The sequence below is a fragment of the Streptomyces sp. NBC_00984 genome (assembly GCF_045162475.1).
GTDB lineage: Bacteria > Actinomycetota > Actinomycetes > Streptomycetales > Streptomycetaceae > Streptomyces.
The window spans coordinates 8,662,800-8,688,842 of sequence record NZ_CP108734.1 but is presented as its reverse complement, the minus strand read 5'-3'; the positions used below and the strand labels follow the sequence as shown (position 1 = coordinate 8,688,842).

Sequence of the window (26,043 nt, the reverse complement as noted above, 5' to 3'; positions counted from 1 at the left end):
GGGTAGGGTGACGCCGTGACATCACAGCATTCGGCGGCGGAATCGACGCAGCCACGGGACTCGATCGACCGGCACATCGCCCACTGGGGGCGCGAAGTCCCCGGCTTGGTACCGGAGTTGGAGGGCACGGTCACCCGCATGCAGAAGCTCGTGCGGCACCTGCAGCAAAAGAAGGAGGCCGCCCTGGCGCGGCACGGCCTGAAGCTGTGGGAGTACGAGATCCTGTGGCGCCTGCGCTCGGCGGGAGAGCCCTACCGCATGGCACCTACACGTCTCGCTCAGGGACTCGGCGTCCACCCCGCCACCCTCACCAACCGCCTCGACCGACTGCGGTTGGCGGGCCTGATCACTCGCGAGCACGCACCTGAGGATCGCCGCAGCCTTCTCGTCGGCCTGACTCCCCAGGGGGCCGCAACGTGGGCGGCGGTGATCGACGACCAGCGGGAGGCCGAGGCCACACTGCTCGCGCCCCTGGCCAAGAAGGAGTTGGGGCACCTGGCCGCCCTTCTGCGGGTCGTGGCCCTCGCTGTCGAGGAGGACGGCCCGCCCCTCATGCCGCACGTCGACTGAACCGCCAGCACCACCACTCAGTCGGCCCCTTCGGCGAGTTCCTTCACCCCGGAGGAGATCAGCGGGACGCCACGACGGCCCTCAACCAGTTCACCGATGAGCCTCTCAGTGCGACGGGACAGAGACGCCGAAGTCATATCGGTCTTCTGCCGTGCCCGTTCTGTGACGTGATCGGCACCGGCCCGCGGCCCGCATACCGCTAGCGGTGGTTTGTTGACGGCGGGTCAGGGCCGTAGTAGGCCGGTAGCAGAGGGACGTCGCCTCGCCGCCTGGGGGCTTGTGATGACTCGCCGTCTGCCGTGTCCGCCCGCTCCGGGCCCGCTGGATGCCTACGCCGCGCGCTTCGATGACCTGCTCTCGACGTTGGCACAGCGCCGCGGGTTCCGCGAGTACCTCGCGGGACTGCTGCCGCCGCGGGACCGGAACAAGACCCTGACCTGCCTGGCTGGCTGGCGCCGAACCCGTCGTCGGGGCGCAGCACGCCTCGGTACAGCGGCTGCAGTTCTTCCTGTCCGAGTCGACCTGGGACCACGAGCAGGTCAACGCCCGCCGACTGGAACTGCTGCTGACCGATCCCGCGACCGCCCCGCACCCAGGCGGGGTGCTGGTGATCGACGACTCGGGCGACCGCAAGGACGGCAAGGCGACCGCGCACATCGGCCGCCAGTGGCTGGGCCGGCTGGGCAAGACCGACAACGGCATCGTCACCGTGACCACCTGCTGGGCCGACGAGAACCTCTGCTACCCGCTGCACGCCGTGCCCTACAGCCCCGCCCATCACTTTCCCAAGGGCAGGAGCGACCCCGGCTTCCGCACGAAGCTGCAGATCGCCGCAGAACTCGCCCGCACCGCGAAGGCTGCCGGGGTGGCCTTCCGGGCCGTTGCCGCCGACTGCGCCTACGGCGACCAGGACTGCTTCCGCAGACAACTCGACGCGACGGGACTGCCGTTCGTCATGGCCCTCAAACCGAGCCACGGCACCTGGGCCTACGGCAAGGATGCCTACACCCCCGTCCATGCCGCCCACGCCTTGACCTGGACGGACCCCGAGCGCCCCGGGGACTGGACCGCCGTCGAGCGCACCTTCCGCGACGGACACACCGAGACCTGGTGGGCCGCCGACGCGACCCCTGGCTGGTGGGGACCCGACGGAAACGTCCGTCTGGTCGTGGCCACCACCGACCCGGCCACCCTTCCCCCGCAAACCACCTGGTACCTGGCCACCGACCTGCCCCGCCCCGGCGGCCCCCGCGAGGCCGACAGTTCCGAACCGGCCGCCGACCTGCATGAAATCGTCCGGATCCACGGCATCCGACACTGGATCGAGCAGAGCTACAAGCAGATCAAGGACGAACTGGGCTGGGCCGACTTCCAGGTCCGTTCCGATACCGCCGTCCGCCGCCACCAGACCCTGGTGAACTGCGCATTCTCGTTCTGCTGGGACACCTGGTTCGCTCAACCTCCCGACCGGGAACCCGCCCTCGTCCCCACGGCCCCGCCGACTGTCACAACGGTGGGGCCGACTGAGAGGGGGCCCCAGCAGACCCCACCAGCCCCAACCGGCCAGCTGGCCGCAGGCGATTCGCGCCGTCCGGGCCTGGCTCGCCCCCTGGACCACCCTCCAACGCTGCTGGCGAGCCTGGAGCAACACACCCCCGCCACCCGAACTTCAAGCCCTGATCAACGCCGTCGGCGCAGGCCACCCACTCGATCTCTACTCCCCGGTCTAACAAACCACCGGTAGGAGAGATCAGGCATGCGGGCGACTCCAGTGGGGGCCCGCAGCCCACGTGATCACTTTCTTAGTCCGGAAAAGCGCACCAGCCATCGCCGACGCCATCGGCCACCGGATGCGGGAGGCCGGCGCCCGCGTCCAGGTAACCCACCACCGCATCACCCGACCGCCGGTCCCCCGCAAGCACCCTCGCCCCGACTGCCCGTTCTGCCGGATCATCCACGACGGCGCGCCCGCCACGATCGTCCAGGAATGGGCTGACGCCCTCGCGATCGTGCCCCGCAGCGGCGGCTGCACCGACGGCCACCCCCTGGTCCTGCCGCGCGACCACGTCGCCGACTTCACGACCGACCCCGTCGTCTCCGCCACCGTGCAGCTGCGCGCCGCCGAACTCGCCGGCAGCTCGGCGGCCAGTGGAACCACCTCACATCCTGCGGCCCGGACGCGACCCAGACCGTGTTCCACCTCTACGGGCACCTCGTTCCCCGCGCCGCCGACGACGGCCTCGCCCTCCCCTGGACCCGCCCCATCCGCGAACAGGAGCCCACCCGATGAAGCGCCCCTCCTCCTTCCGCCGCCACTGTGCCAACGCGCCCGGCGCCCTCGCCCCCGAGGACCGGGCCGTAGTCGACGCATTCCGCGCGATGCTCGCCGCCGTGCGCGACCTGGAGCCCTGGACGCCCGAAAGAACCCAGAATGTCGCCGTGAGGGTCGGCCCGTTCATCGAGCTCGCGCACCCCCGACCTGGTGACGGCCACGACACCGGCATGATCGCCGTCGCCCTGGCCCCCCTGCCGAAGAATGCCTGGGCGGCGAGGCAAGCCGCTTTTGCGCGACACGCTCAGTAATGGCATTATTACAGTTGGTCACCGTGAGGGCAGGTGGCGGATCTCATCCTCTGCCCGGAGTCGTGACAAATCCCATGCACTGCCCGCCCGCTCGCACGTGATCAGGAATGGGCTGTGGCGGGCCCGTGAACAACACCTACGCAGAGGCGGTAGCTGTCCCATGGCACAGGAAGCCAGGATCGACGTCGAACTGACGTGGAAGCAGGCCGAGGAGAAGTCTTCGGCGGACAAGGTGGCGGAGTTCGCCAAGGACCTGCCGCAGGGCCCTTGGTTCGGCACCCCGACGGGCGTGGCGCGCGACAGCGACCGGCAGCCGAAGTACACCTGGCCGCTTCGGTCCGCCCGACCGTACCGGCGGGAGGTGGCCCTCGGCGAGGCTGCGGTCTACCTCGCCGACGGCCACGACGAGCTGGAGCGGCCGTTCATCTTCGCGGACGGCTTCAACTACGGCCGCAGTGACCTGCCGGGGCTGTTCGCCCACTTCAACGCGCCCTACCCGGGCAGCAACGTGGGCTTCCTCGAGCAGCTTCTCACCGCGGGCATCGACGTTGTCCTGGTCGGCTTCGAGGAGCGCCACACCTACATCCAGGCCAACGCCGGGGTGGTGATCAGCGCCATCAACAAGGTCATCCAAGAGAGGCAGGGCGGTGAGCCATTGATCGTCGGCGGGGTCAGCATGGGCGGCATCATCACCCGGTACGCCCTCGCCGAGATGGAGAACCAGCGCCAGGACCACGAGACCGCGACCTACCTCTCCTGGGACTCCCCACACAACGGCGCCTGGATCCCGCTGATCCTCCAGCAGATGGCCTACTTCTTCGAGTCGCTGCCGGCCAAGCCCGGCAAGGTCAAAGAGGCCGAGCTGATCAGGAGCCCCGCCGCGCAGCAGCTGCTGTACGCATGGATCCCGGACGCGAAGTACGAAGGCCCCGTCGCCACCTCCAGCGATCTGCGCACGCAGTTCCTGGCCGAACTGCGCGACCTCGGCCAGTTCCCGCAACGGCCGCGCAAGCTGGGCGTGGCCAACGGCACCGGCAACGGCACCGGCCGCGACCTGCCGGCCGGCACGGAGGTGTTCAAGCGGCAGGTGCCGCTGGTCGTCTACGCCCAGGCGAACTTCCAGCCCAACGGCGGAACGCGCAAGCCGATCGGTGAGATGCGGGCCGCCGGCCAGGTCCGACGGGGCTTCACCTCGTACGTTCCCAGCCTTGACGGCACGCCCGGTGGCACCCTCGGCTCCTTCGGCGAGATCGCCGCGGCACTCGGGGCTGACATCCCGGAGAAGTACAAGTTCAGCTGCTTCGTCCCCTCCGTGAGTGCGGTCGCGCTGGACTACGACCCGGCCAAGTGGGACGTCAACCCGTACGAGAAGGTCGAGGAAGCCGACGAGAAGAGCGCGCTCGACGAGTTCAAGTGCGACAGCGAGAACACCGAGCACAGCCAGGTGACCAAGCCACTGGTCGACTGGATCATGGAGCGAATCATCCACTGATACCAACGACTTGGACTGTGCGGGACCTCTGCGGGCTACCAGCCCGGGGTGGCCGCTCTGCGGCATTCCGGACGGCGGACCGAAGCGCAGGGCTGCGTCGTTCTCGCGGCTGGATGTCCGGTGGAAGACCACGGCAAGTCGGGCTGGGACGTGGCCAAGCACGGTGTTCGATGATCGCTCCATCCATGCCACGGAGACTCATCGGCACCGACTTGCCCACGTCCCAGCCGCTCAGCAGCTCGCGCTGGGCACGGCTTCTTCGACCGCTTCGAGCCTCCGGCTCCCGACGAGGGCGCGGTCATCTCACCATCGCGGCCTGTTCTCTGGCACCGACGACGCCACGTAAGGCCACCTCTACCCGGTCGGCTTCATCTTCCTTGGCAAGTCGGCGTGTTGAGCCGAACTCGACGGTGGGGCCTGCCGGCGCCGATCGTCAGTGCTCTGGCTACGTAGGTAAGAAGAAGAGTGTCTGTCACCGAGAGTTGGGAGCACCGGCCAGGTGCAAAAGCCTCGTATGTTGGTCGGAAGTAACAACGGTTCTGGCGCCTCGGACCGAGCGCGTTCCTGGGCATCGCTCAGGGCGCCGGTATCCCACACGGTGACCAGCGGCCCGGCAGTGCCCCCGAGCCGCTGGCCGCTCCTCTTCGTGGTCAGCCACTGCCAGAGCACACCCCGTACGGGGCCTGTGGCCCGAGGGAGCCAGGCGCCCCGTTCAGTGCGGTGACGGTTTCGGGTCCAGGGCGTTGCCGACGGTGCAGCCGCCTTCTCCGGACATCCGCTGGATCCGGGGCGGCACCCACACCTCGGTGGCGCCGGGGCCCACGCGGGCAAGAAGGCAGTCCTGCGCGTCGAAGCCGTTGCCCTTTACCGACAGGAGAACGCCGACCCGGCCGCCGTCCGCCTTCACCTCGGTACGGATCGCCGGATGTGGATTCAGGGCGGCGAGCCCGCGGCGCACCTCGGCCTCGTCCACCCGGCCGCCCTCCGGCACCCGGTATCCGACCTCGGGAAACAGGCACATCGCGAGCAGGAAGTACACCCCGACCCGCGACGGGAGATCACACAGTCGCCGCTGCACCGACCGCGTCTCCTCCAGGACCGCGTCGATCAGCTCAAACGACACGACGACTGTCAGCTCGCCCAGATGCCCCGGCGCGAACCGGCCCGCCGCCACGATGACCGTACGGGTGATGGCCACCACGCCACAGGGTGCGCACAGCGGCTCCTGCCCCTGGGCGAAACCTGTGCCTCCGAGCGGACGGCTGGGCTGTACCCGCCGGTTCTTTATACTGCCTCGTCGCGGGCGTACATGCGGCTGGGGGAAGGAAAGCCGTTGCGTCGGGCGAGCACGGCCATCAGCACGGAGGCCGCCAGCAGGGCAGAGGCCACCCACGGCAGGGCCTGCGTCCCAGCGCCGTCCAGGACGGCGCCGCCGAGCAGGGAGCCGCCGGCCATGCCGATATTCCAGCCAGTGACCCAGAGCGAGTTGGCCGTGTCGGGACCGAGCGGGGCCGCCTTTACTCCTGCGGTCTGTGTCAGCGTCGGAATGCCACCGTGCGTCACGCCCCAGAACACCGCGCCGAGTACTACGGCCGCGGTGATGTGCCCGACCGCGCCGAATGCTGCCAGGCACACGGTGGCCAACGCCAGCAGGCCGATCGTGGCGGCGCGCAGCCGACGGTCGGCGGCGGCTCCGGCGATCCAGACACCACCCATGGAGCCCAGGCCGAACAGGAACAGCACGGTGCCGGTGCCGACCCCCAGCCCTGCCTGTTCCACGAAGGGGGCGATGTAGGTGTAGAGCACGTAGAAACCGAGGACCATCAGGAGCGACGCGATGTTGATGGCGGGGATTCCGGGCGTGCGGAGGGTGCGCATCAGTCCCGCGCCACGGCTCGCCGTCTCGCCGGGCAGTTGCGGAAGATGCCACAGTGCGGTGGCGGCCAGGGCCACGGCCAGCACGGTGAGCAGCCCGAAAGTGGCGCGCCAGCCGATGAGTCCGCCGAGCGCGGTGCCGGCCGGGATGCCGAGCGACAGCCCGACTGTCATGCCGGCCAGCGCGGTGGCGATCGCCTTGCCGCTGCGCTGCGGGGCCAGTCGCGCGGCGTACGCCGGAACCATGGCCCACAGCAGGCCGGCGGACACTCCGGAGACGACCCGGGCGGCAAGCGTCAGGGCGAAGCCGGTGGACACCGCAGTCACCACGTTGGTGGCCGCGAAGCTGAGGAGCAGCGCCACCAGCAGGGTGCGGCGGGGAAGGATCAGGGTCCAGGCGGTCATCGGGATCGCGGTGAGGGCCGCGGCCAGCGCGTAGACGGTGATCAGCAGCCCCGCACGCGCCTCGGTCACGCCCAGGTCGGCACTCATCGCGGGCAGCACTCCGGCCGGCAGGGCCTCAGTGAGGATGGTGACAAATGCGGATCCGGCCAGCACCAGCAGACCACCCAGCGGCCAACTCTTGGTGGTGGACGGGGAATTCGCAGAACGTGGAGAGTGAGTAGCAGGGGTCATGCCCGGAGGCTAAAACCTTCACGTCTACGTGAGGGTCAAACCCGGGACCCACACCCTGCCTCACGCCTCCACGGTCGCACGGGCGGCCTTCCGGGCAGCCCGCAGATAGGCGTCGACGGCGTCGCGATTACGGGTCAGGCACCGGATGCGGCTGTCGAGGTGCTCCCGCTCGGCGGCCACCTGGTCGAGCATCTGCGCGCAGGGGACCTGCGGCAGCAGATCCGACGGGCCGTCGAGGTACGGCAGAATGTCACGGATGATCCGGGTGGGCAGCCCGCACTCGATCAGCCCGCGGATCTGCCGGACCACCTCGTCGGCGCCATCGCAGAAGTCGCGATAGCCGTTGCTGCCCCGAGCTGGCCGGATCAGCCCCTCCTCCTCGTAATAGCGCAGCGCGCGCACGCTGGCACCGGTCATCCGCGAGAGCTCGCCGATCTTCATGTGGCCCACCTCACAACATCTCCGATTGACCTTCACGTCCACGTGAGGGTTTTACGTTACTGCACCTCAGCCCCGCCCCCGAAGGAAAGGCGCACACACATGTCCGACCCGAGCATGACTGATCGCATCGACCCCCAAATCCGCCAGGGCCTGCAAGGCCTCCACGAGCTGACCGGGCGCGGTGGTCTCATCAACTTCGACATTCCGCGCCAGCGCGAGCTGTACGAGGAGATGAACCGGGCAGCCCTGGCGGCACTGCCGCCCAATGACCGAGTGCGGTACGAAGACCTCGCCGTGCCCGGTCCGGCCGACGGCCCGGACGTGAGCGTACGGATCTACCGGCCCGCAGGCAGCACGGACAACAACACCCTCCCGGGCATCCTGTACATCCACGGCGGTGGCATGATCACCGGCAGCATCCGGACCGACCACCGGCAGGTGCTGCCCCTCGTCGAAGCGGTCAACGCGGTCGTCGTCTCCGTCGAATACCGCCTGGCACCTGAACACCCCGACCCCGCCCCCGTCGAGGACTGCTACGCCGCGCTGCTGTGGATGTCCCGCAACGCCACCGCGCTCGGTGTCGACCCCGGCAGGCTGGCCCTCTACGGGGGCAGCGCGGGCGGCGGCCTGGCCGCCGGCGTCGCCCTGCTCGCCCGCGACCGCGGTGGCCCTCAGCTGGCCTTCCAGATGCTCCCTTACCCGATGCTCGACGACCGCAACACGACACACTCCAGCCACGAGATCACCGACATCGGCATCTGGGACCGCGCCGCCAACCTCCAGGGCTGGCAGTCCCTCCTGGGCGACAGGGTCGGCTCCGACCATGTCAGCCCCTACGCCGCGCCCGCCCGGGCCGAGAACCTCAGCGGCCTGCCGCCCACATACCTGGACGTCGGCGACCTCGACCTCTTCCGCGACGAAGACATCACCTATGCCAACCGGCTCATGCAGGCAGGCGTCCCCGTCGAACTCCACGTCTATCCCGGCGGCATCCACGCCGGCGAACTACTCGCCCCCGATGCCGAACTCAGTACCCGCATCACCGACTACCGCATGACCGCACTCGACCGGGCCCTGAACCCCTCGCCCGCACCGGGCGGACAGCGGTAACCCAGGTCGGCAAGTCCGCGGTACGGGGCGGCGCGCGACGCCCCGCACCCGGGCCGCGGCCTCCATCGTCGACCGGGCCTCCTGCTGCTCAGCCCAGACTCGCGTTCACCTCGATCAGTTCACTCGGTTCGATCGCCGCAGGACGGGCGCGGCAGATGATCACTCCGGCACGATCAGCCGGACGACCAGCGCGAGCACCCCACACCCAGCGCACCCCACCGCCTGGATCGGCGCATGTCCCGGTGCCGGTCGCGTACGTCCTGGTGCCGCCCGGCGCGAGTGCGAAAACCCTCGCCGCCGAATTCGCCCGCTACCTCGGCATCCCCGTCACCACCCGGATGACCCAGGCCCAGATCACCGAAGCGGTCTGCCACACCTACAACCAGGCCGGTGTCCACCCCGACCTGCCGCTCCCGTGCCGGGCGAGGCCGGCCAATCACTCCGATGCACGCGCCTTTCACCCGGTTGGGAGGTTCTGCCGGGCCCGGCAGCGCCACTGCGTGAACGCTGAGGTGCTGTTGGCATCGAGGAAGGCGAGAACAGCATGACCTCATTGGCGATCTCCGGCATATCGCGCGCGCACGTCATCGTGGCCGGATGTGTCCTGGTCCTGTGCACGACGACGGCAGTCCCGGCTGTCGCGGACGGCGATATTTCCGGCGCGAAACCCACGGTGGTTCTGGTGCACGGTGCGTTCGCCGACAATTCCAGCTGGGACGGGGTGATTTCGCGCCTTGAGCGCAGCGGCTACCCGGTGATCGCGCCGTCCAACCCGCTGCGCGGTCTGTACAACGACTCCACATACATCGCCTCGGTACTGAACAGCATCAAGGGCCCCGTCGTGCTGGTGGGCCACTCCTACGGCGGCGCCGTAATCAGCTCGGCCGCGGCCGGAAACCCCAAGGTGAAGTCGCTCGTGTACGTGTCGGCTCTGATGCCCGACGTGGGCGAGAGCGGCATGTCGCTGGCCGCACGGTTCCCCAGTGAACTGAGTACCGCCACCAAGGCCGTCCCGTTCCAGGAGAGCGGTCGCAGTGGGACCGACCTGTACCTCAAGCGCGACAAGGCCCACCAGGTCTTCGCCGCAGACCTGCCGGAGAGCGAGGCGAATCTGCTGGGGGTCACCCAGCGGCCCGTCGCCACGACCGCCTTCTCTGAGAAGGCCAAGGTCGCGGCCTGGAAGCAGATACCGTCCTGGGCGCTGGTGGGCCGACAGGACAAGACCATCAACCCGGATCAGGAACGCTTCCAGGCAAAGCGGGCCGGCTCGCACACGGTGGAGATCAACTCTTCACATGTGTCCCTGATCGCCCACCCCGAGGCGGTCGCCGACCTCATCCTCCAGGCAGCTGCAGCTCCCGACTCCGCCCGGCCGTCATTGGCAGCCAGCGGATCCGCGAATGACGCACGTGCCAGGACCGTCCTCGCTCGTTTCGCCGGGGCGTCCCTGATCGTCGGTGCGGGAGCTGTTCTTCTCGGCCACCGGCTGCGACGCGCTCGCCGCTGACGGCGAACAGGCTCGACCCACAGTCCCTTTGTGCATTGTTCAGCAGCGCCTCGGTTCCACGGGAGCGTGAAGGAGGCCGGTCACGAGACCGTACACGCAGGCGCTGGGCCGAAGGCCGTACGAGTGATCCGTACCGTTCCGCGAGCGTGACGGTTCTCGGCCTGCTGTACGCGGCATCCGCGCCGATGCGCATCGCATCGCCGATGGCGCCCTGGGCCCACTGTGCCCTCACCGCATCGCACACACGTGCCCGAAGGGCCCGTCGCTCCTGGTGAAGTGGGGATCGACATCGTTTGGCAGATGGTCGCGGGTCACGCCGCCTCTTCGGCTCAGGCTCGGGAACTCCGAGCCGAACCTTCTTTGTGTCGGTATGACGATTACAGTGGCCGGGTTCCTCAACTTCGTCTCACCATGCGTCAGTTCGACTCGACCGTCGGCGACCTCTCCGGTAACGCCGAGTCGATCGTGCGCTGGACCCGGCGCTACGCAGTGGGAAGCGGGTTCCGCTCGCTTTCATCCCAGACGATCCCGTGGGACCAGCGGCAAGAGACTTCGCATCGCCTTCTCAGGATCGGGGACAGAGATCGCCAGCCGGCTGAATGGCGCGCTCCGGCGGAGTTCCACACACAGCACCGGTGTGCCGGCCCGTACCAACGTGAAGTCCTGCCCCTCCCGTAGGTGCCGGACGCCCGCGCACACCTGTCCGGGGATGCACGTGCCCCGATCACGCTCACCGCGAAGCGCACGCCACCAGTCGGGCTCGATATGGAGCTGGCGCAGCGCCGACACCGGAACCCGCACGTTGCGGTGGCGTGCCAGCGCCTTCTCCCGCCAGGACAGGTGTACGACGATATCGGTCCCCTCGACTTCCACCCTTGCCATAGCCTCTCCCTCATGGTCGGAGTGCCCCGGCGTATCACGATGCTTCGGGACCCGTTCCAGGGCCTGTCTGCGGTGCTGGCCTCAGCGAGCAGTGCCAGGCGTTCCAGTGCGGCATCGACGCTTTCCGTGTTCACAGTGCGGTCCCCCCTCGCGCCGGCGGAGGGCACAGCCGCAGGGGACGGTCTTCGGCGGAGCGGCTGGAGCGCACTGCTTCGGGCCGCGGTCGGCGGCTACTGCCTCAGAACATTGTCCTCGCTTGTCGTACGGCCGGCCTGCTCGTGCCTTTTCGTCAGCATCGGGGGGACCAACGGCCTGTCCGACCAGCAAGGCGGAGCCAAGTACGACGTGTCCACCAGCCACTACTGGGACCGCGGCACCGGCACCGGCTCCTGGAAGGTCCTGCCCGCCTCCTGACCCCGGCCCACCAGCCACCCCGTGCCGGTCCCGCGCCACCGCGCGGGACCGGCAGCACGCCAGGCGCCACCCGGCCCGGCAGCACCAGCAATCTCCCTACCTGCCGGCCGAGAAGTCCTCTTTGAAGACGGACCCAGTGCACACGTGCAGCATCTGATCCCGGGTCCGGGTGTTCGACGTCCGCCCAAGGTGCACGGACACCTGTTGTCTCCCGCCACAGCGGTCTGGGACGCGGCATCCCGTTGGGACCTGGGCCAAGAACCAGCGATTCGCCGCCCGGATCGCCGACACAAGCGCGGAACGCCGTGAGGCCGGCCTTCCCGTCGAGACCGGCGCGGGTGCCCTGACCGAGACACGGCGCGAAGCGCTCGACGCGATCGATCCGGGCTGGTGCCCGGCCTGGGACGCGGGATGGCAGCGGTGCTTCCGACGCGTCCAGCCCCATGTCCAGCGCCGCGGGACCGTACCCACAACGCCGCACCGACCTCGACCAGCTCGGCATACGCTGGTAGGCGGCAGAGGGGTTCTCAGGAACATGAGAGGGATCGATCCGCACCGGATTGTCGGTGGCCAGTTCCAACTCCCCGCGTACGGCCAGTTGAAGTATCGCGTTCCGCGATGGCCTTCTCTGATCAAGTAGTTCGGTGTGCGGACAGGAGTGATGCTCCTATTGCTCGTCAAGCGTTCTGAGGCACGAGGCGCAAGGTACTTTCGCTGCATGTCACTGACTCCCGACGGCGAAGTCCGCAGCCGCGACGAACTGGTCTCCTTCGTTCGAGAACTGCGTCAGGACTACCTCCGCAGAGGACACGAATGGGAGAACCAGAGCCTCGACCGCTTCCTTGAGGCTCTTGCGGCATGGATGCATGACTCGCCGGGCTGGTACCAGAACGTCGGGAAGGAACTCCCAGAAGGCGGGGACTGGACCTTCCTGGCCAGAGCGCTTCAGGCCGCCACTGTCTATGAGTGAAGTGTTCGCGTCTTAACGGTCAGGCCGCATGGAGCCAGTCGCGGTAGGCGTGGGTGAGGTTGTCGTCTCGGCGGATTCCGCGTTCGAGGGTGGAGATGGTGGCGGGCCAGACACCGAAGTGACGGGCGACGGCGGTGAGGGTGATGTTCTTGGACTGCCGCAGCGGCCGCAGGTCGGCAATGGCGGGGACGGCGACCGTGGTGGTCAGGCAGCGGAAGATCTCCCGGGCGACGGCCCGTTTCAGCAGCCGGATGATCTACGTCTACGCCGCGGTCGCGGAGCAGGCCGCGGGCACGCCCGACGAGCAGTGGGTGCTCGGCTGGGGCTACGAGGAGATCCTGCTCGGCGGCCACCCTGACGCGGACGCGCTGGACCGCGCGTCCGGCGGCCGTCCGGTATGGCTGTTCCAGGCGTCCCACCACGGAGGATCAGCGAGCCGGAGTGCGCTGCGGCGCGCAGGTGTCGATGAAGGACACGAGGTGCCGACGATCGACGGCGGGCACATCGCGGTCGACCGGGACGGCCGCCCGACCGGGGTGCTCGCCGAGCGTGCGATGGCACTGATCTACACCCGCATCCGGCCGTTCCCGTACGAGGACCAGGTGCAGGCGATCGGCCTGGCCTGCCGGGCCGCCGCCGCCAAGGGGCTCACCAGCGTCACCGAGCCGGGCATCGCCGGACAGAGCACCGGCAACGCCGCCACCGACCTCGCCGCCTTCCAGACCGCCCGCGACCGGGACCTGCTCGGCATCCGCGTCACGGTCATGCCGGAGATCTCCGCACTGCACGACCTGGACTCGGCCGCCCCCGGCTGCGAGGGCTTCGGACTCGACCTCGGCCTGCGCAGCGGACTGGGCGACGACCGGCTCCGGATCGGAGGGGTCAAGGTGTTCAGCGACGGTGCCATGACCATGCGCACGGCCGCCATGTGCTGCGACTACACCGACACTCCCGGACAGCGCGGATACCTGCTGGACGACGCCGACGTCCTGCGCCGACGGATTCTGCGGGCCGCCCGCGCCGGGTGGCAGGTCGCCACCCACGCGATCGGCGACCTCGCCGTGGAGACCGTCCTCGCCGCCTACGAGGAGGCCCGCGCCGTGGCCCCGCACAACAGGCTGCGGCACCGGATCGAACACGTCGGTCTCGCCTCCGACGACCAGATCAAGCGCATGGTCGCCGCCGACGTCATCCCGGTCCCGCAGGGGCGTTTCCTGGACGAGCTCGGTCACAACTATCTCCGCGCCGTGGGCGAGGAGCGCGGTCAACTCCTGTACCGGCAGGGAGGTTTCGTCGACGCCGGGCTGGAACTTCCCGGCAGCTCGGACTGCCCGATAGCCGACGGATCGCCCCTGCTCGGCATGCATGCGCTGGTCAACCGCGAGATCCCGGGAGGCCAGGTCCTCAACCCGGCGGAACGCCTCACGCCGGCACAGGCACTGCGCGCGTACACATACGGCTCCGCCTACGCCGACCACCAGGAGCACCGCAAGGGCACCCTGGCCCGCGGCAAGCTCGCCGACTTCGTCGCACTCACCGACGACCTCCTGCAGATCGCACCCGACCGCATCGGCGGAATCGGTGTGACAGCGACCGTCATCGGCGGACGGATCCGCCACGGCGACATCACGACCCGCTGAACAACCGCACGGCGCCCGCAAGCCGATCAAGGAGACCCAGACCCATGTCCCTGCACCCGACGGCTGCGCAGCTCGTCGCGGAGATGAACGCCGCTCGCCCCGCGGACCGGCAGCGTTCGGTCGGCGAAGTCCGTGCCGTGCTCGCGAAGTTACTCGCCGACGTGTCACGTCCCGAGGTCGCGTACGTCGCCGACCTCACCCTCCCCGTCGACGGCGGCACGATCCCCGCCCGCCTCTACCGACCCGAGCGCGGGTCGACCCGCCCGCTTCCGCTCATCGTCTACTTCCACGGCGGAGGATGGCTGCTCGGCAGCGTCGACACCCACGACCCGATCACCCGCAGGCTCGCCCTGGCCACCGGCATGGCCGTGCTCAGCGTCGGCTACCGTCGCGGCCCCGAAGCGCGATTCCCCACCGCCGTCGACGACGCGGTGGCGGCCGTGCGCTGGGCAGTCGCCCAAGCGGACGACTTCGGCGTGGACCCCGCCCGACTCGCCGTCGCCGGTGACAGCGCCGGGGGCAACCTCGCGACGGTGGCCGCCGCACTGCTGAGCGGGGACACCGCCGTCCGCGTACGCCACCAACTGCTGATCTACCCGGTGACGACCTACGACATGGAGCGCGGCTTCGACGACCGCTACGAGGACGTCGTGCTCTCGCGCGACGAGATGCTGTGGTTCCGCGGCAACTACCTGGCCACGCCCCAGCAGGCCGGCGACCCGCGGTTTAGCCCGCTCGGCGCGGACCTGCGAGGGCTGCCGTCCGCAACCGTCGTCCTCGCCGAGTGCGACCCGATCCGGCCGCAGGGCACGCTGTACGTCGAGGCTCTGCGGCGCGCCGGAGTGACCGCCCGGGTGCGCGAGTACCCCGGCATGCTCCATGGCTTCTTCGGTCTCGACACGTTCTGGGACGAAGGCCGTGACGCGATGGAGTTCGCGGCGGGAGGACTCGTCGAGGCCCTGCGGCCGAACCCCGAACCGGCCTGACGTCGCGGTGACCCGGGAAGAGTCAGCCGACCCGGTCCGGCCCGTCAACGGCCGGATCACCCACCACACGGAGCGTGCCGACGCAGGGGTCTGCCGCGCCCCGTACATGGCCGCCAGGGGTGGCCGCGACCTACTGGAGGAAGTGCACGAGCTCGGCGGTGACTTCGCCCGGTAGCACGTTCGGTGTCCCGGGCGGGTATGCGGCGGGCGTGTCGGCCGACCCCGCATTGGTCAAGGAGTCACCGCATGCCGAAGCAGTCCCCACCCCAGGAACTCGCCACCATTGCGCCGAAGCTCGTCGAGGTCACGAACGAAGTCCTCTTCGCCGACATCTGGGAGCGCCCCGGGCTGTCCCCGCGCGACCGCAGCCTGGTCACCGTGAGCGTGCCGGCCGCCCTCTACCGCTCCGAGCAGCCCGGCTGCCACCTGGGCGTCGCCCTGGACAACGGCCTGAGCGCCAAGGAACTGTCCGAGGCCATCACCCACCTCGCCTTCTACGCGGGCTGGCCCAACGCCATGACCGCGATCAACCAGCTCAAGAAGATCGCCTACGACCGCAACGCCGCCCGACCTGGACGACTCCCAGCCTCCCCCGATGGGCCGCCGACTGGACCGTCATGCTCATGTGCGCCGTCACGATAGCCGCCCAGACGGAAGCGCCCGCAGCACCCGCCGCTGCCAGTGACGCGCCACCGGATCCTGCTCGGCACCGCCCCGGCATGTCGGCACGGTGCTGCGGCCCGGAGGGCGCAGCGAGGGACCGCGCGTCACCTTGAGATGCGGGCTTCGATGCCGTCGAGCAGGAGGTCGAGGCCGATCCGGAAGGTGTGGTCGGCGTCCAGGTGGGCGGCATCGCGCACCACCGTGGCCAGCGCGGGGGATCGGCCGGTGGCGAAGGTTCGCTCCAGATAGGGCCCGAGCGAGTCCTGCCAACGCTTCTCGTCCATCCCGGCGCCCCGCTCGGCACGCCGCTCGGCGATCTCCCGACGCACCGCGCCGATCACGTAGGCGTTGACTGCGGCGACCACCGGCATGATGGCGTCCACGTCGACGTCGCCCAGTGCGGCCACCACGATCTCCCCACTGGCCAGCGCGTGCGGCCCGAGCTGGGGTCGGCCACCCAGTAGATCGGCGAGCCATTCGTGCTCGTGAGCGGCGTGCCGAGTGGCTTCGGCACGAGACCGGAGCACCTCCCGCCAGCCGTCTCCGACCGGCCGGATCTCGGCGTGGACGGCGTCGACCATGAGGTCGAGCAACTCCTCCTTGCTGGCGATGTAGCCGTACAGCCGCATCGGGCGGACGTCCAGCGCGGTGGCGACCTTGCGCAGCGACACCTCACCGCCGAGGACTGGTTCGCTACCAAGCGGGATACCGTTCGACGACCCGGCCGCCGCCCGGATGTCTGCGGACATGCAGGAATTGCCGACGTCGCCGGACGCCGCCCAGGAAATGCTCGCATTCTTCCAACCCGGCTGAAGGTAATCAGATACGACCGGGAAACCGGTCGTCCAGCCAGCGCGATCACGATCTCCAGCGCGGTCTCCACCCATCGGTCATCGGCCCTGCCGAAGGGCCGCGCCTCGGCACTTGCCGCTGGACGAGGCCGGCTTCCCCGTGTCGGCGGAAGTCGGCAACCCACCGTCGAACGGTGCGATCAGTCACCCCGAGTTCCGAAGCTCTCGCCGCTGCTCGTGGCATATCCCGATGTCGCGACCTGGGGTCTTCCGGTTGTCTCACCGCTTGGCCGGGCTATTTCGTCTCACCGTCGTGTCGTTCGGCTCGTTCGAAGAGGGGCAGTCCGAGGTCCGCTTCGAGGCGGTTGATCTGGATCACCAGGGTGGACTGGTGGATGCCGAGGTCTCGGGCTGCTTCGGTGAGGGTGGGGTAGGTCCGGGCTGCCAGGAGGCGGGAGAGCCGCTGTCGTGCGTATGGGCTGATCAGCGCTTTGTGGAGGACAGTGGGAAGCGCCTCGGCTTCGTCGACGGTGCGGAGGGCGGTCTGGTGGCTGGCTCCGCCACGTGGCCGGAGGGGATCATCATGGCGATCGACGACTACCCCACCCTCGCCGGCCTCACCCGCGAGGCACTTCGGCCGACCCGGGGGTCGGCAGCGAATCCCCAGTGACGCGCACGCGGGACGGCGACGTGCCGGACGGTGGCGCCGTAGCCTGCCCGTGCGGGTCCCCGCGGCGATCCGGCGCGCTCCGCCCCCTCCGAGACACGACGACCGAGGAAGACGGGAACCACCATGAAGATCATCGCGCTCGAGGAAGCCTTCAGCGTACCCGGCATGGCCACCGCCGGAGCCGCCCTCCACCAGCCGACGAAGTTCCGGCCCGGTGTACTGGCCGACCTGGAACGCCGACTGCCCGAGTTCAGCGAACTGCGCCTGAAGGACATGGACGAGCACGGTGTCGACATGCAAGTGCTGTCCCTGACCACGCCCGGCGTGCAGATGCAACCCGACACCGCCATTGCCGTCTCCGACGCGCAACTGGCCAACGACGTCCTCGCCGGCGTCGTCGAAGAGCATCGGGACCGGTTCGCGGGGCTTGCCGCGATGCCCCTGCAGGATCCGGCCGCCGCCGTGCGCGAACTCGACCGGGCCCTGAACGACCTCGGCCTGTCCGGCGTTCTGGTCAACGGCCATACCCTGGGCCACTACCTCGACGAACCACAGTTTCAGGTGTTCTGGGAAGCACTCGCCGGACACGACGTGCCGTTGTATCTCCACCCCAACAGCGCACCCCTGGGCTGGCCGGTGTTCGAAGGCCGCCCCGAGCTGATCGGCCCCACCTACGCGTGGACCGCCGAAACCGGCGCCCACGCGCTCCGCCTGATCTGCAGCGGTCTGTTCGACCGATTTCCTACCGCCAAGGTCATCCTCGGCCACATGGGCGAGATGCTGCCCTTCCACCTGTCCCGGATCGACACCCGGCTGCCCTACGTCGACACCGAGGTGAAACTGGCCAAGAAGCCCTCCGAGTACTTCATCGACAACTTCCACATCACCACCAGCGGCGTCACCGCCACCAGCGCACTGCTGGGAGCCGTCCTCGCCATCGGCATCGACAACATCTGCTTCGCCATCGACTACCCGTACGAGTCGAGCACCCAGGCCACCGAGTTCCTCCGCAACCTCCCCCTCAGCGACGCCGACCTGAACAAAATCGCCCACAGCAACGCTGAGCGGCTCCTGCGCCTGGGCTGACACATGCCTGTTCGGCGGTCAACTTCCGCAGCCGCTTCAGTTCCTCGTCCCGGTCGTCGACGGTCCGCACGGCACCGGGTCCCGATCCGGTGTCCTGCGCGGCGCTGGCCTTCTTCATCCGCCGCCGCAAGTACTCCGAGCGGACCCCGAGCTCCCCGGCGGCTTCGGTCACCGTCCGGCTCGACAACCGCACGAGTTCAACCGCGTCCCGCTTGCACTCCTCCGAGTACCGCTTCGTGTACATGCTTCCCACCCGGCACTGCTTCCTCTGGGCCTCACACTCCAGTCTCCAGGTGTCCACGATCACGAAGAGCTTCAACCTTCTCCACCGTCAAGCTCCGCACCAAGGTCACCTGCGGCGCCTGCAGCCCTGCAGCAGCCCTCGCGATGGTGTCCAACCTCGTCGAATCCGCCCAGGCACGCCGGCGCGCGGTTACCGGAGCCCACCTCGTCGCCCTCGTCCGCGCGGGCACCACGTTCGAGATCGGCCTCCTGGGCGAGCGCGCAAAGGCCGCTGGCGCCTGATCATGCGTCACCCGAACCACAGCTCTCGACAAATCACTCCACGGAACACCGCCGGCGGCGCTACGCTGCTGTGCCGTGCAGGAGACGCGTCTCGACACCACCCGGATCCGGGCAGCCCGCCGGGTGATCGACCCGATTTTCCTCGACACTCCGCTGTACCGCTGCGAGGCCCTGGAGCCCCGCCTCGGGTGCGCGGTGAGCATCAAGCTCGAGACGGCGAACCCGGTCCGCAGCTTCAAGGCCCGCGGCACCGAGGTCATCGCGAGCCTGCTCGCCGACAACGGCCCGCGAGCCGTGGTGTGCGCCAGTGCGGGCAATCTTGGCCAAGCCCTCGCCTGGTCCGGTCGCCGCCGGGGGCTCGACGTCTCCGTCGTGGCGTCCCGCTTCGCGACGGCGGCCAAGCTTGATCGCATCCGCGCATTGGACGCCAGGCTGGAGCTGGTGGACGGCGACCACGAGCTGGCTCGCGAGCGGGCGGCGGCCATCGCCCGGTATGACGGCATCCGGCTGGTCGAAGACAGCCTGGACATCGAGACCTGCGAGGGCGCGGCGACCATCGGCCTGGAACTGGTGGACCCCGTACCGGCGTTCGACACCGTCCTGATCGCTCTCGGCGGAGGGGCACTGGCCACCGGTGTGGGGCATGTAGTGAAGGCCTTGGCGCCCGAAGTCGAGGTGATCTGTGTCCAGCCGTTGGGCGCACCGGCGATGACACACTCATGGCGCCGACGGCGCGTCGTCACCACCGACTCGACCAACACCATCGCTGACGGCGTCGCCGGCCGATGCCCCATCCCGGCTGTCCTGGACGACCTTCTCCTGGTCGCCGACGACGCCGTCCTGGTCCAGGACGCGTCGATCATCGCCGGTATGCGGATGCTTCTCCACCACGCAGGCCTCGTCGTCGAACCATCGGCCGCGCTCGGCATCGCGGCGATCCTCGAAGACCGTGACCGCTTCGCCGGCCGACACGTGATCACTATCGTGTGCGGCAGCAACGTCGATGTAGACGCCTATCACCGCTGGGTCGGTGCCGCTCTGATCCACAGGTCTTGACGATGCTCGCCCGCGAGCATCGTCAAGACCTGTGGATCAGCAGTATCAGGGAGTACTCCGGCGGTAGGTCCACATCTCGGCCATCTGACCGTCGAGGAGTCGGATCAGCCAGATGAGATGGCTGTCGATGGTGCCGGGGCGACTTTCGTGGCCGACGCCGCCGACCGCGGACAGTAAATCGTCGGTACCGAGGATCGTGTCGATGTGGAAGCGGAGTCCTGGTCGGCTGGCGTGGGTATGCGTGACGGCACGTTGAACGCCGGCAGGTCCGGTCACCTCTGGGTGTGCATGGTCGGCCCAGTCCGGACTCAGCACTTCCGGAGCGATCGAGGTGTCGCCCGTGTTCCACATCTGGAAGTACCGTTGCACGACGTGGTGGGAGCGGTCCGCGTGCGCGTCCATCGTGTTGTCCTTTGCTCCGGCGGATGGCAGCCTGCGAGATGAACCGTAGGAACACGCGGCTCACGTGTCTGCCCATTCGGTCAAGACGCCGTTCTCGAATCAGGCGCCGGCGCGGACCAGCGGCACCAGGTCATCGCCGCCGGCGGCTATGGGGACACCGCCGCCTTCCGGCTTGGCCTGGAAGAACGCGGTCTCGACTACATGGTGGGCATCTCGACCACGACCACCGCGCAACCCGAGGACGCACAGCCGCGCACCCCGGCCCACCCCGGCCGGGGCCGACGGCCGGTTCCTGCCTGCCCCGAGCCGGCACAGAGGGTGAAGAGCCTGGTCATCGCAGCCGGTAAATCTTCCGCGCGTCCGGTGCAGTGGAGGGAGGGATCGCGGCCCGGCAGCGGCCGCAGCGGGCACAAGCGCATGTACTCGCGCTTCGTGGCCCTGCGGATCCGGCCCGCCGGACGTGAGATCCGCAAGGCCACGGCCACCACCGGGCTTCCGATGCGCCGGCTGCCGGCCAAATGGCCCGCCGACCAGGACGAGCCCGCGCAGTTCTGGCTCTCCAACCTGCCCGAATCCACCCCGTTGCCGTCCTCGTGCGCACCGCGAAACTCCGCTGGCGCATCGAGAACGACTACCACGAGATGAAACAGGCCCTGGGCCTGGCCCACTTCGAAGGCCGAACCTGGCCGGGCTGGCACCACCACGTCACCCTCGTCTCGGTCGCCCACGCCTTCTGCACCCTGCAGCGACTGAGACGATCCCCAAAAGAGACGGCGTCGACCTGAGCCTCTACCGAGTCGTTCGCGAGCTGCAGCTACTCCTCGTGATCTGGACCGGCGCCTGCCCCACCTGTCACCGCGACATGCCAGACCTCACACCAATATGACCAAGCCCTACTAGGTACGGATGAAGCATGTCTACCCGGCGCTGCAGCCGGTGCCGTCCCCGTCCGGACCGGGGGTGTCCTGTCCCAGGCCCCGACGGATCGCGATCTCCACGGGTGAGTACGCGCCGTCGGCCCGCTCCAGTTCGTAGGGCGCGGCCGGCATCAGCGGCGGCTGGGCCATGAAGCGCGGCCGCACCCCATGGTGCGGTTGCGCCGCGTGCACCACGAACGGATGGCACAGGAAGACGTCGCCCGGGGACCCCGTGGCGAGGGCGAGTGGCCGGTGGTCGGACGCTGCCACCAGATCGGGCGCAAGGGCCAGCCCGCTTCCCCCGTCCTCCCCGTACTTCTCCAGCACCTTCGGCACGTCGAGGTGTGAGCCGACCCGGATCCGGGTCGGGGCGTCCTCCTCACCGACCTCGCTGAACAGGAACAGCATCAGCAGCGCCCGGCCCCGGGAGTGCAGATTTGTGAAGTACCAGCTCTCGCCCTCCGGCAGATAGCTCCCCTCGATGTGCCAGCCCGCGTCGTCCGGCTCCTCCTCGTGCGGGAAGCGCAGCGGGAACGTGCCCAGCGAGTAACGCGGCTCCCAGCGTCCCGCGCCGACGAGCAGGTCGTACGCGCGCTGCAGGGACGGGGAGTTGGGTGCGGCGGCGAACGGCCCCTGCGCCATGCCGGCCACCCAGTGCACGGGCTGCGTCCACGTCGCTGGATCGTCCGGGTCGCAGCCCGTCTCTCGCCACAGCAGCCGCGCGCAGTCCGCGGCCACGCGCGGCGCGACAGCGCCCTCCAACTTCACGAAGCCGTCGCGGAGGAAGCGGGATACCAAAGTCGTGTCATCCATGCCCCCATCCTGCGGCGACACCGGTCCCGATCACCCGACATTCTCCGCACCGCCTTTGTCGGGTGTTCACCGAGCCCCTTCTTGCCCTTCTGAGAACCGGAAGCAACCGCCCTGCGGCCACAGGACCACATTGCCGACGACGGGCGAACACTCCGCGTCTTCGCCGTCGCCACCGAGAACGCGGACAGCGCCAACTGACCGTTACCGAAGCCCCTCGCAGATGCCCATACTCCCCACTCGTTCAAGAACTGGATCAAGTGGGGCACAGGTGAGTACCTCCGACCGAATTCAGGGAGCCTCATCAACATCTTGTGCCCGATCAAGTCGGATGCACGAGGCAGCCCGGAGAGTCGAGCGGCAGTGGTCGGCCCGCCTCGCTCTCCCCTTGAAGAGCAGCAGCCGGTTACTACTTCTCGTCGGCCACGCCCGGCACTCAGACGGGCCAACTGCTCAGAGGCCGGCTGAAGGGCGCAGTCACACTCGAACCGCGACGCCCCGAACCAACCACTCAACCTTCCCTAGGTTCTTTCACGGGACTGGGCGAGCCCTTCGTATGGTTGGCCCACCCAGGGGCGTCGGGTGTGGCTTTCATCCTTCTGCCGCTTGTGGCTTCCATGGATTGGCCGCCCGACGTCCCACGACGACTCGGGTGCCAATGAGGAATTGCGAATGATCACTGCGCAGGGAATCGACAGCGAGGTCGTCCGTCGGGAGGAACCAACACACCCCATCGCACGGAGGCACCATGGCCGCAATCCGGGCCGGCATCGACGCAGGCAAGACCCACCACCGCTGCGTCGCGATCGACGAGAGCGGCCGTCGGCTGCTGTCCCGGCGCGTCGCCAACGACGAGCCCGAACTGCTCGGCCGTAGGCGATGTCATCGTCCAGGGCGGAGACCCCGGCCAGTGGGTCGCCGCGCAGCAGTGGCTGTTGGGTAACGCCCTCGGGATCACACCGGCCATGGAAGACGAGCGGGTGGTGAAGCAGACACAGGACACCAAATGGGCGCTCAACCTCGCCTCGCCACCGCAGATCCGTACGTCCGCGATCCCAGGCAGGTACGCCTTCAAGCGCACCTGCGGAACAGCCCCCACCGCCCACCGCGCCAACTGATCAGCCTTACCTGACTCACCGGCCTGCAGGTGCCCGCGCGCACCGGGCTGATCGGCACGGCCGTACCCGGTGATCCCACCTCACCGGAACGCGGTCGCTGTCTACTCCCGCAGCCCGCACGCCTGACCGACGAATCCGAGGGACCGGGCCACGCGCGATCGGCCTGCCGGTCACGTTGCCCGCTCACCGAACACCATGCGTCGCAGTCCGGGGCCGGGGCTGGGTCAGCTGGGGTGTGTGTCGGGAGCGGAGCGAAGGGCGTGGCGGGTACGGCCCCGGCGGGCGAGTGCGACGGCCGTGCGCCAGATGTCGGCACCGACGAGCGCGCCGATCACCGGCGCGAGCAGGTAGATCCACAGATGTGTGGTGTTCCCGGACAGTAGCGCCGGGCCGAGTTGCCGTGCCGGGTTGGCTGATCCGCCGCTGCAGGGACCGAGCAGCGCGATGATGAGTGCTGTGGCCAGGCCCACGGCGTACGGCAGGAGCCGTCGGGTGGAGGGGCGGCTGAGGAAGGCGCCGAGCATGAGCGTCCCGGCGACGATGGCTCCGGCCTCTGCCGTGAACACTGTGGTGGCGTTCCATGTCGGTGCGGGTCCCACGGCCGCGTAGGCGATGGGGGCGTGGCGGGCGGTGGTCCCCCAGGCAAGGCCGCCAAGTGCCGTGCCGGCCAGTGATCCGGATGCCTGGGCGGTGATGTACGGGATGACGGCCCGCCCGGGAAATACCTTCAGGCGCCACAGGGCAACGGTGACGGCGGGGTTCAGATGTCCGCCGGAATACCGCCCGGAAGGCGACTGGATGAGCAAGGCGAGCAGCCCTCCCATGAGTGCGCCGAGTACGGCCAGGGCGAGGTCGGGATTCGCGATGACCAGGGGTGAGTCGGGCGCAAGCAGCCATCGCACCGCAGTGACGACAAGGAAGAGCAGCAATCCGGTCAGACCGACCTCGTGAGCCGCGCACCGCAGGATGCGCACAGGCAGGTCGGCGGTGGGGGTTCGACCGGCGGCGGTCGCTCGTATCGGGGTGGTTGTCGCCGAGAGGGGTGCGCCCGGATCCATGGGCGGCTTTCTGGTCCGCATCAGGGATGACCTCGATGGTGTGAGTGCGTGCCTTTGGGACCGCGGGGTGGGGAACCCGGCAGCGCAAGGGGTTCCCCACCGCCGTTCGGCCGTCGTCACTGGGCTGCGTGTGCGGCTTCCAGCCAGTTGAGGAACTCGCAGGCGAAGTGCCACTTGTGGCCGGTGAAGACGTGCTCCGGCGCGCTCGCGGGGAACTGGATCGTCAGCCGGATGCGCAGGCCGCGCGGACCGTCCCCGAACTCGTGCATGACGCGCGCGACCTCGGTTCCGTCGGCGAGCCTGCCGGTGCCGCCGATCCGGACGGGATACGTCTCGTGGCCTTCGCCCTCGATCGCGACGTCCTCGTGGAAGGTGAGGAAGAAGCGCAGCGGTCCGGAGCCGATGGTTTCGATGATCTCGACCACGCCGTCGGCGGAGTCGGCGAGGTAGTGCTCCGGGTTGGCCGCGAGCAGCGCACCCCGGTCGGCGTCCGCGAGCCGGCCCTGCCACCAGGTCAGGAATCCGTCGGCGTCGATCCCGTCGATTTCCATCTCGGTGACGGCGGACCGCCATGCTCCGTCCGAGGCGCCCGGCAGCGGTGCCAACGCCCGGTCCGCCGCCCGGAGGTCCTCGGTGAGCAGCTCACGCATCAGCTCGTCCCCGATCCGGTTCTTGAGGAGGGTGAGCGCGGTGCGGGCGCGGTCCAGCTCCCATCGGCGGATGTCGTCCTGTGAGTACTCGGTGCCGTCGATCACGGTCCGAACAGTCAGCGCGCCGCTCATGGCGTGCCCCTTTCACGATGAAACCTTAAGCGGAGAGATTTTCTCCGCCTTCAGGACGATAGCATAGCGGAGAGAAACTCTCCGATTGAGTTGGGCGACGAAAGGCGGTGTGCCATGAGGGCGGATGCGGCACGAAGCAGGCGACGGATTCTCGACGCGGCCCGTGAGGTCTTCCTGGAACGCGGCCTCGACGCGCCACTGGATCTGATCGTGCGCCGGGCCGGCGTCGGACCCGCCACGCTCTACCGGCGCTACCCGGACCGGGAAGCGCTCGTCAGGGACCTGACCGGCGACCTGCTCACGCGACTGGAGAGTGCTGCGGAAACAGCCGCGGCGGTGGATGACGACGCCTTCGCGGCGGTACGCCGCTTCGTCCACGCGGCGGCGGACCTGCGGATGGGCGCGGCCATCCTCGTACTCCTCGAAGGCCTTGTGGTCGACGAGGAGCTGGTACTCATCCGCACTCGGGCCGCGGACACCGTCGAAACCCTGATCCAGGCCGCACACGAGACCGGCCGGCTCCGCCGCGACGTAGGCATGGGCGACCTCGTCCTGCTCTCGATCCGGCTCTCCCGCCCCCTTCCGGGCGGCCTGGACCGCCTCGACCCGGACGGTTCCCTCCTCCACCGCCACCTCGACCTGGCCCTTGACGGCCTGACCGCCGCGTCCTCGGACGAGCCCGCGGCCACCGCGGCACCGGGCGTCCCACTGACGTTCGACGACCTCATCACCGCCGCCGACCGCCCGACCACCGCCGGCTGAATCTTGGCGACACGGCACGTCGCCTTCCCGCGCGGGCAGGTACCTGCCCGCCGCCAGAGAGAAGGCGCCCGTCCGGGCCGGCACGGCGCTCCCAACAGGGGCGAGAGGCGCGGCAGGCGCGCCACTCCGCCCGCACTGCGGATCGAGCACGCCCGGCCGTCCGGGTGCTCGGGGCGCTGGGAGTTGATCGAGCCGAAGGTACGCTCCACGATGCTTTTCGCGGTCGGCGCGAACGGCGGTGCGGGCTGCACGCTGATCCCGAGCGTCTCACAGGCGGCGGTGAACGCCCTGGACACG

28 protein-coding genes and 4 pseudogenes are annotated in these 26,043 nt (G+C 69.1%); 20 read left to right on the top strand and 12 right to left on the bottom strand.

The window, feature by feature from the left end; genetic code table 11:
- The first annotated feature begins 15 nt into the window (after positions 1-15).
- The 4 genes from OG520_RS38835 to OG520_RS38820 all read left to right on the top strand — a co-directional run bounded on the left by OG520_RS38835 (position 16) and on the right by OG520_RS38820 (position 4,645).
- Positions 16-570 (top strand): MarR family winged helix-turn-helix transcriptional regulator, encoded by a 555-nt coding sequence (locus tag OG520_RS38835; protein WP_406016272.1) that lies wholly within the window; start codon positions 16-18, stop codon positions 568-570.
- Between the two features lie 445 nt (positions 571-1,015).
- Positions 1,016-2,314, top strand: coding sequence for an IS701 family transposase (locus OG520_RS38830; protein WP_406016667.1), 1,299 nt, complete (start codon positions 1,016-1,018; stop codon positions 2,312-2,314).
- Between the two features lie 542 nt (positions 2,315-2,856).
- A complete protein-coding gene (locus OG520_RS38825) occupies positions 2,857-3,153 on the top strand; it encodes a hypothetical protein (protein WP_406016271.1) in 297 nt (98 codons plus the stop codon).
- A 160-nt stretch (positions 3,154-3,313) separates the two neighbouring features.
- Positions 3,314-4,645, top strand: coding sequence for a hypothetical protein (locus OG520_RS38820; RefSeq protein ID WP_406016270.1), 1,332 nt, complete (start codon positions 3,314-3,316; stop codon positions 4,643-4,645).
- Positions 4,646-5,357: 712 nt separating this feature from the next.
- Here OG520_RS38820 and OG520_RS38815 read toward each other — a convergent pair.
- The 3 genes from OG520_RS38815 to OG520_RS38805 all read right to left on the bottom strand — a co-directional run bounded on the left by OG520_RS38815 (position 5,358) and on the right by OG520_RS38805 (position 7,597).
- Positions 5,358-5,843, bottom strand: a complete 486-nt coding sequence (locus OG520_RS38815) for a transposase domain-containing protein (RefSeq protein WP_406016269.1) — start codon at positions 5,841-5,843, stop codon at positions 5,358-5,360.
- 86 nt (positions 5,844-5,929) lie between these two features.
- A complete protein-coding gene (locus tag OG520_RS38810) occupies positions 5,930-7,156 on the bottom strand; it encodes an MFS transporter (protein WP_406016268.1) in 1,227 nt (408 codons plus the stop codon).
- Between the two features lie 60 nt (positions 7,157-7,216).
- A complete protein-coding gene (locus OG520_RS38805) occupies positions 7,217-7,597 on the bottom strand; it encodes a MerR family transcriptional regulator (protein ID WP_399336459.1) in 381 nt (126 codons plus the stop codon).
- Between the two features lie 114 nt (positions 7,598-7,711).
- Here OG520_RS38805 and OG520_RS38800 point away from each other — a divergent pair, with 114 nt between their 5' ends.
- The 3 genes from OG520_RS38800 (at position 7,712) to OG520_RS38790 (ending at position 10,214) form a co-directional block, all read left to right on the top strand.
- Complete coding sequence (locus tag OG520_RS38800) at positions 7,712-8,707, top strand: alpha/beta hydrolase (RefSeq protein ID WP_406016267.1); 996 nt, start codon at positions 7,712-7,714, stop codon at positions 8,705-8,707.
- 242 nt (positions 8,708-8,949) lie between these two features.
- Entirely contained in the window at positions 8,950-9,255 is a 306-nt protein-coding gene (locus OG520_RS38795) for a hypothetical protein (RefSeq protein ID WP_399336455.1), read from the top strand.
- Positions 9,252-10,214: an alpha/beta fold hydrolase gene (locus tag OG520_RS38790; protein WP_399336453.1), complete on the top strand. Its 963-nt coding sequence runs from the start codon at positions 9,252-9,254 to the stop codon at positions 10,212-10,214. Before OG520_RS38795 ends, OG520_RS38790 begins: the two co-directional genes overlap by 4 nt.
- A gap of 513 nt (positions 10,215-10,727) precedes the next feature.
- Here the strand turns inward: OG520_RS38790 and OG520_RS38785 are convergent.
- Positions 10,728-11,096, bottom strand: coding sequence for a hypothetical protein (locus OG520_RS38785; RefSeq protein WP_406016266.1), 369 nt, complete (start codon positions 11,094-11,096; stop codon positions 10,728-10,730).
- Between the two features lie 246 nt (positions 11,097-11,342).
- On the opposite strand from OG520_RS38785, the gene OG520_RS38780 reads away from it, so the two are divergent.
- The 6 genes and pseudogenes from OG520_RS38780 to OG520_RS38755 form a co-directional block, all read left to right on the top strand.
- On the top strand, positions 11,343-11,510 hold the full coding sequence (locus OG520_RS38780) for a hypothetical protein (protein WP_399336451.1): 168 nt from the start codon (positions 11,343-11,345) through the stop codon (positions 11,508-11,510).
- A gap of 718 nt (positions 11,511-12,228) precedes the next feature.
- Entirely contained in the window at positions 12,229-12,480 is a 252-nt protein-coding gene (locus OG520_RS38775) for a hypothetical protein (protein ID WP_406016265.1), read from the top strand.
- 149 nt (positions 12,481-12,629) lie between these two features.
- Positions 12,630-14,120, top strand: a complete 1,491-nt coding sequence (locus OG520_RS38770) for an amidohydrolase (RefSeq protein WP_406016264.1) — start codon at positions 12,630-12,632, stop codon at positions 14,118-14,120.
- Positions 14,121-14,164: 44 nt separating this feature from the next.
- Positions 14,165-15,106, top strand: a complete 942-nt coding sequence (locus OG520_RS38765) for an alpha/beta hydrolase (protein ID WP_406016263.1) — start codon at positions 14,165-14,167, stop codon at positions 15,104-15,106.
- Between the two features lie 7 nt (positions 15,107-15,113).
- Entirely contained in the window at positions 15,114-15,281 is a 168-nt protein-coding gene (locus OG520_RS38760) for a hypothetical protein (protein WP_406016262.1), read from the top strand.
- Between the two features lie 71 nt (positions 15,282-15,352).
- A pseudogene (locus OG520_RS38755) lies at positions 15,353-15,670 on the top strand (carboxymuconolactone decarboxylase family protein); the annotation flags it as partial.
- 203 nt (positions 15,671-15,873) lie between these two features.
- Here the strand turns inward: OG520_RS38755 and OG520_RS38750 are convergent.
- The 3 genes from OG520_RS38750 to OG520_RS38740 form a co-directional block, all read right to left on the bottom strand.
- The gene (locus OG520_RS38750) at positions 15,874-16,518 is read right to left on the bottom strand and encodes a TetR/AcrR family transcriptional regulator C-terminal domain-containing protein (protein WP_406016261.1); all 645 of its coding nucleotides are present in this window, start codon (positions 16,516-16,518) and stop codon (positions 15,874-15,876) included.
- A gap of 109 nt (positions 16,519-16,627) precedes the next feature.
- Positions 16,628-16,804 carry a helix-turn-helix domain-containing protein gene (locus tag OG520_RS38745; protein WP_406016260.1) on the bottom strand — a complete coding sequence of 59 codons (177 nt, stop codon included), beginning with the start codon at positions 16,802-16,804 and terminating at the stop codon, positions 16,628-16,630.
- 51 nt (positions 16,805-16,855) lie between these two features.
- On the bottom strand, positions 16,856-17,422 hold the full coding sequence (locus OG520_RS38740; RefSeq protein ID WP_406016259.1) for a LysR family transcriptional regulator: 567 nt from the start codon (positions 17,420-17,422) through the stop codon (positions 16,856-16,858).
- Here OG520_RS38740 and OG520_RS38735 point away from each other — a divergent pair.
- On the top strand, positions 17,354-18,316 hold the full coding sequence (locus OG520_RS38735; RefSeq protein ID WP_406016258.1) for an amidohydrolase family protein: 963 nt from the start codon (positions 17,354-17,356) through the stop codon (positions 18,314-18,316). The two genes, OG520_RS38740 and OG520_RS38735, sit on opposite strands and share 69 nt — an antisense overlap.
- Here the strand turns inward: OG520_RS38735 and OG520_RS38730 are convergent.
- Positions 18,252-18,560: a transposase gene (locus OG520_RS38730; protein WP_406016666.1), complete on the bottom strand. Its 309-nt coding sequence runs from the start codon at positions 18,558-18,560 to the stop codon at positions 18,252-18,254. The two genes, OG520_RS38735 and OG520_RS38730, sit on opposite strands and share 65 nt — an antisense overlap.
- Positions 18,561-18,631: 71 nt before the next feature.
- On the opposite strand from OG520_RS38730, the pseudogene OG520_RS38725 reads away from it, so the two are divergent.
- Positions 18,632-18,841, top strand: a pseudogene (locus tag OG520_RS38725) (IS256 family transposase); the annotation flags it as partial.
- 75 nt (positions 18,842-18,916) lie between these two features.
- Positions 18,917-19,897: a threonine/serine dehydratase gene (locus OG520_RS38720; RefSeq protein ID WP_406016257.1), complete on the top strand. Its 981-nt coding sequence runs from the start codon at positions 18,917-18,919 to the stop codon at positions 19,895-19,897.
- A 45-nt stretch (positions 19,898-19,942) separates the two neighbouring features.
- Here OG520_RS38720 and OG520_RS38715 read toward each other — a convergent pair whose 3' ends face one another.
- Positions 19,943-20,299, bottom strand: a complete 357-nt coding sequence (locus OG520_RS38715) for a nuclear transport factor 2 family protein (protein WP_406016256.1) — start codon at positions 20,297-20,299, stop codon at positions 19,943-19,945.
- A gap of 129 nt (positions 20,300-20,428) precedes the next feature.
- On the opposite strand from OG520_RS38715, the pseudogene OG520_RS38710 reads away from it, so the two are divergent.
- A pseudogene (locus OG520_RS38710) lies at positions 20,429-21,084 on the top strand (transposase); the annotation flags it as partial.
- Positions 21,085-21,216: 132 nt separating this feature from the next.
- Here the strand turns inward: OG520_RS38710 and OG520_RS38705 are convergent.
- Positions 21,217-22,029: a phytanoyl-CoA dioxygenase family protein gene (locus OG520_RS38705; protein WP_406016255.1), complete on the bottom strand. Its 813-nt coding sequence runs from the start codon at positions 22,027-22,029 to the stop codon at positions 21,217-21,219.
- 745 nt (positions 22,030-22,774) lie between these two features.
- Between OG520_RS38705 and OG520_RS38700 the strand changes: the two are divergent.
- Both OG520_RS38700 and OG520_RS38695 read left to right on the top strand, forming a co-directional pair.
- Positions 22,775-22,894, top strand: a pseudogene (locus tag OG520_RS38700) (transposase); the annotation flags it as partial.
- A gap of 97 nt (positions 22,895-22,991) precedes the next feature.
- Entirely contained in the window at positions 22,992-23,144 is a 153-nt protein-coding gene (locus tag OG520_RS38695; RefSeq protein WP_406016254.1) for a hypothetical protein, read from the top strand.
- Positions 23,145-23,368: 224 nt separating this feature from the next.
- On the opposite strand, the gene OG520_RS38690 is transcribed toward OG520_RS38695, so the two are convergent.
- Complete coding sequence (locus OG520_RS38690) at positions 23,369-24,223, bottom strand: MIP/aquaporin family protein (RefSeq protein WP_406016253.1); 855 nt, start codon at positions 24,221-24,223, stop codon at positions 23,369-23,371.
- Positions 24,224-24,318: 95 nt separating this feature from the next.
- Entirely contained in the window at positions 24,319-24,984 is a 666-nt protein-coding gene (locus OG520_RS38685; RefSeq protein WP_406016252.1) for a hypothetical protein, read from the bottom strand.
- Positions 24,985-25,098: 114 nt separating this feature from the next.
- Here OG520_RS38685 and OG520_RS38680 point away from each other — a divergent pair, with 114 nt between their 5' ends.
- Positions 25,099-25,746 carry a helix-turn-helix domain-containing protein gene (locus tag OG520_RS38680; protein ID WP_406016251.1) on the top strand — a complete coding sequence of 216 codons (648 nt, stop codon included), beginning with the start codon at positions 25,099-25,101 and terminating at the stop codon, positions 25,744-25,746.
- Positions 25,747-26,043 lie beyond the last annotated feature (297 nt).

What these genes read in the sequence shown, in the direction of transcription:
- OG520_RS38825 (WP_406016271.1), top strand. Translation starts at nt 2,857, where the DNA reads ATGAAGCGCCCCTCCTCCTTCCGCCGCCACTGTGCCAACGCGCCCGGC.
- OG520_RS38820 (WP_406016270.1), top strand. Translation starts at nt 3,314, where the DNA reads ATGGCACAGGAAGCCAGGATCGACGTCGAACTGACGTGGAAGCAGGCC.
- OG520_RS38810 (WP_406016268.1), bottom strand. Translation starts at nt 7,156, where the DNA reads ATGACCCCTGCTACTCACTCTCCACGTTCTGCGAATTCCCCGTCCACC.
- OG520_RS38805 (WP_399336459.1), bottom strand. Translation starts at nt 7,597, where the DNA reads ATGAAGATCGGCGAGCTCTCGCGGATGACCGGTGCCAGCGTGCGCGCG.
- OG520_RS38800 (WP_406016267.1), top strand. Translation starts at nt 7,712, where the DNA reads ATGACTGATCGCATCGACCCCCAAATCCGCCAGGGCCTGCAAGGCCTC.
- OG520_RS38790 (WP_399336453.1), top strand. Translation starts at nt 9,252, where the DNA reads ATGACCTCATTGGCGATCTCCGGCATATCGCGCGCGCACGTCATCGTG.
- OG520_RS38785 (WP_406016266.1), bottom strand. Translation starts at nt 11,096, where the DNA reads ATGGCAAGGGTGGAAGTCGAGGGGACCGATATCGTCGTACACCTGTCC.
- OG520_RS38775 (WP_406016265.1), top strand. Translation starts at nt 12,229, where the DNA reads ATGTCACTGACTCCCGACGGCGAAGTCCGCAGCCGCGACGAACTGGTC.
- OG520_RS38765 (WP_406016263.1), top strand. Translation starts at nt 14,165, where the DNA reads ATGTCCCTGCACCCGACGGCTGCGCAGCTCGTCGCGGAGATGAACGCC.
- OG520_RS38750 (WP_406016261.1), bottom strand. Translation starts at nt 16,518, where the DNA reads ATGTCCGCAGACATCCGGGCGGCGGCCGGGTCGTCGAACGGTATCCCG.
- OG520_RS38745 (WP_406016260.1), bottom strand. Translation starts at nt 16,804, where the DNA reads ATGCCACGAGCAGCGGCGAGAGCTTCGGAACTCGGGGTGACTGATCGC.
- OG520_RS38735 (WP_406016258.1), top strand. Translation starts at nt 17,354, where the DNA reads ATGAAGATCATCGCGCTCGAGGAAGCCTTCAGCGTACCCGGCATGGCC.
- OG520_RS38730 (WP_406016666.1), bottom strand. Translation starts at nt 18,560, where the DNA reads ATGTACACGAAGCGGTACTCGGAGGAGTGCAAGCGGGACGCGGTTGAA.
- OG520_RS38715 (WP_406016256.1), bottom strand. Translation starts at nt 20,299, where the DNA reads ATGGACGCGCACGCGGACCGCTCCCACCACGTCGTGCAACGGTACTTC.
- OG520_RS38705 (WP_406016255.1), bottom strand. Translation starts at nt 22,029, where the DNA reads ATGGATGACACGACTTTGGTATCCCGCTTCCTCCGCGACGGCTTCGTG.
- OG520_RS38695 (WP_406016254.1), top strand. Translation starts at nt 22,992, where the DNA reads ATGGAAGACGAGCGGGTGGTGAAGCAGACACAGGACACCAAATGGGCG.
- OG520_RS38690 (WP_406016253.1), bottom strand. Translation starts at nt 24,223, where the DNA reads ATGCGGACCAGAAAGCCGCCCATGGATCCGGGCGCACCCCTCTCGGCG.
- OG520_RS38685 (WP_406016252.1), bottom strand. Translation starts at nt 24,984, where the DNA reads ATGAGCGGCGCGCTGACTGTTCGGACCGTGATCGACGGCACCGAGTAC.
- OG520_RS38680 (WP_406016251.1), top strand. Translation starts at nt 25,099, where the DNA reads ATGAGGGCGGATGCGGCACGAAGCAGGCGACGGATTCTCGACGCGGCC.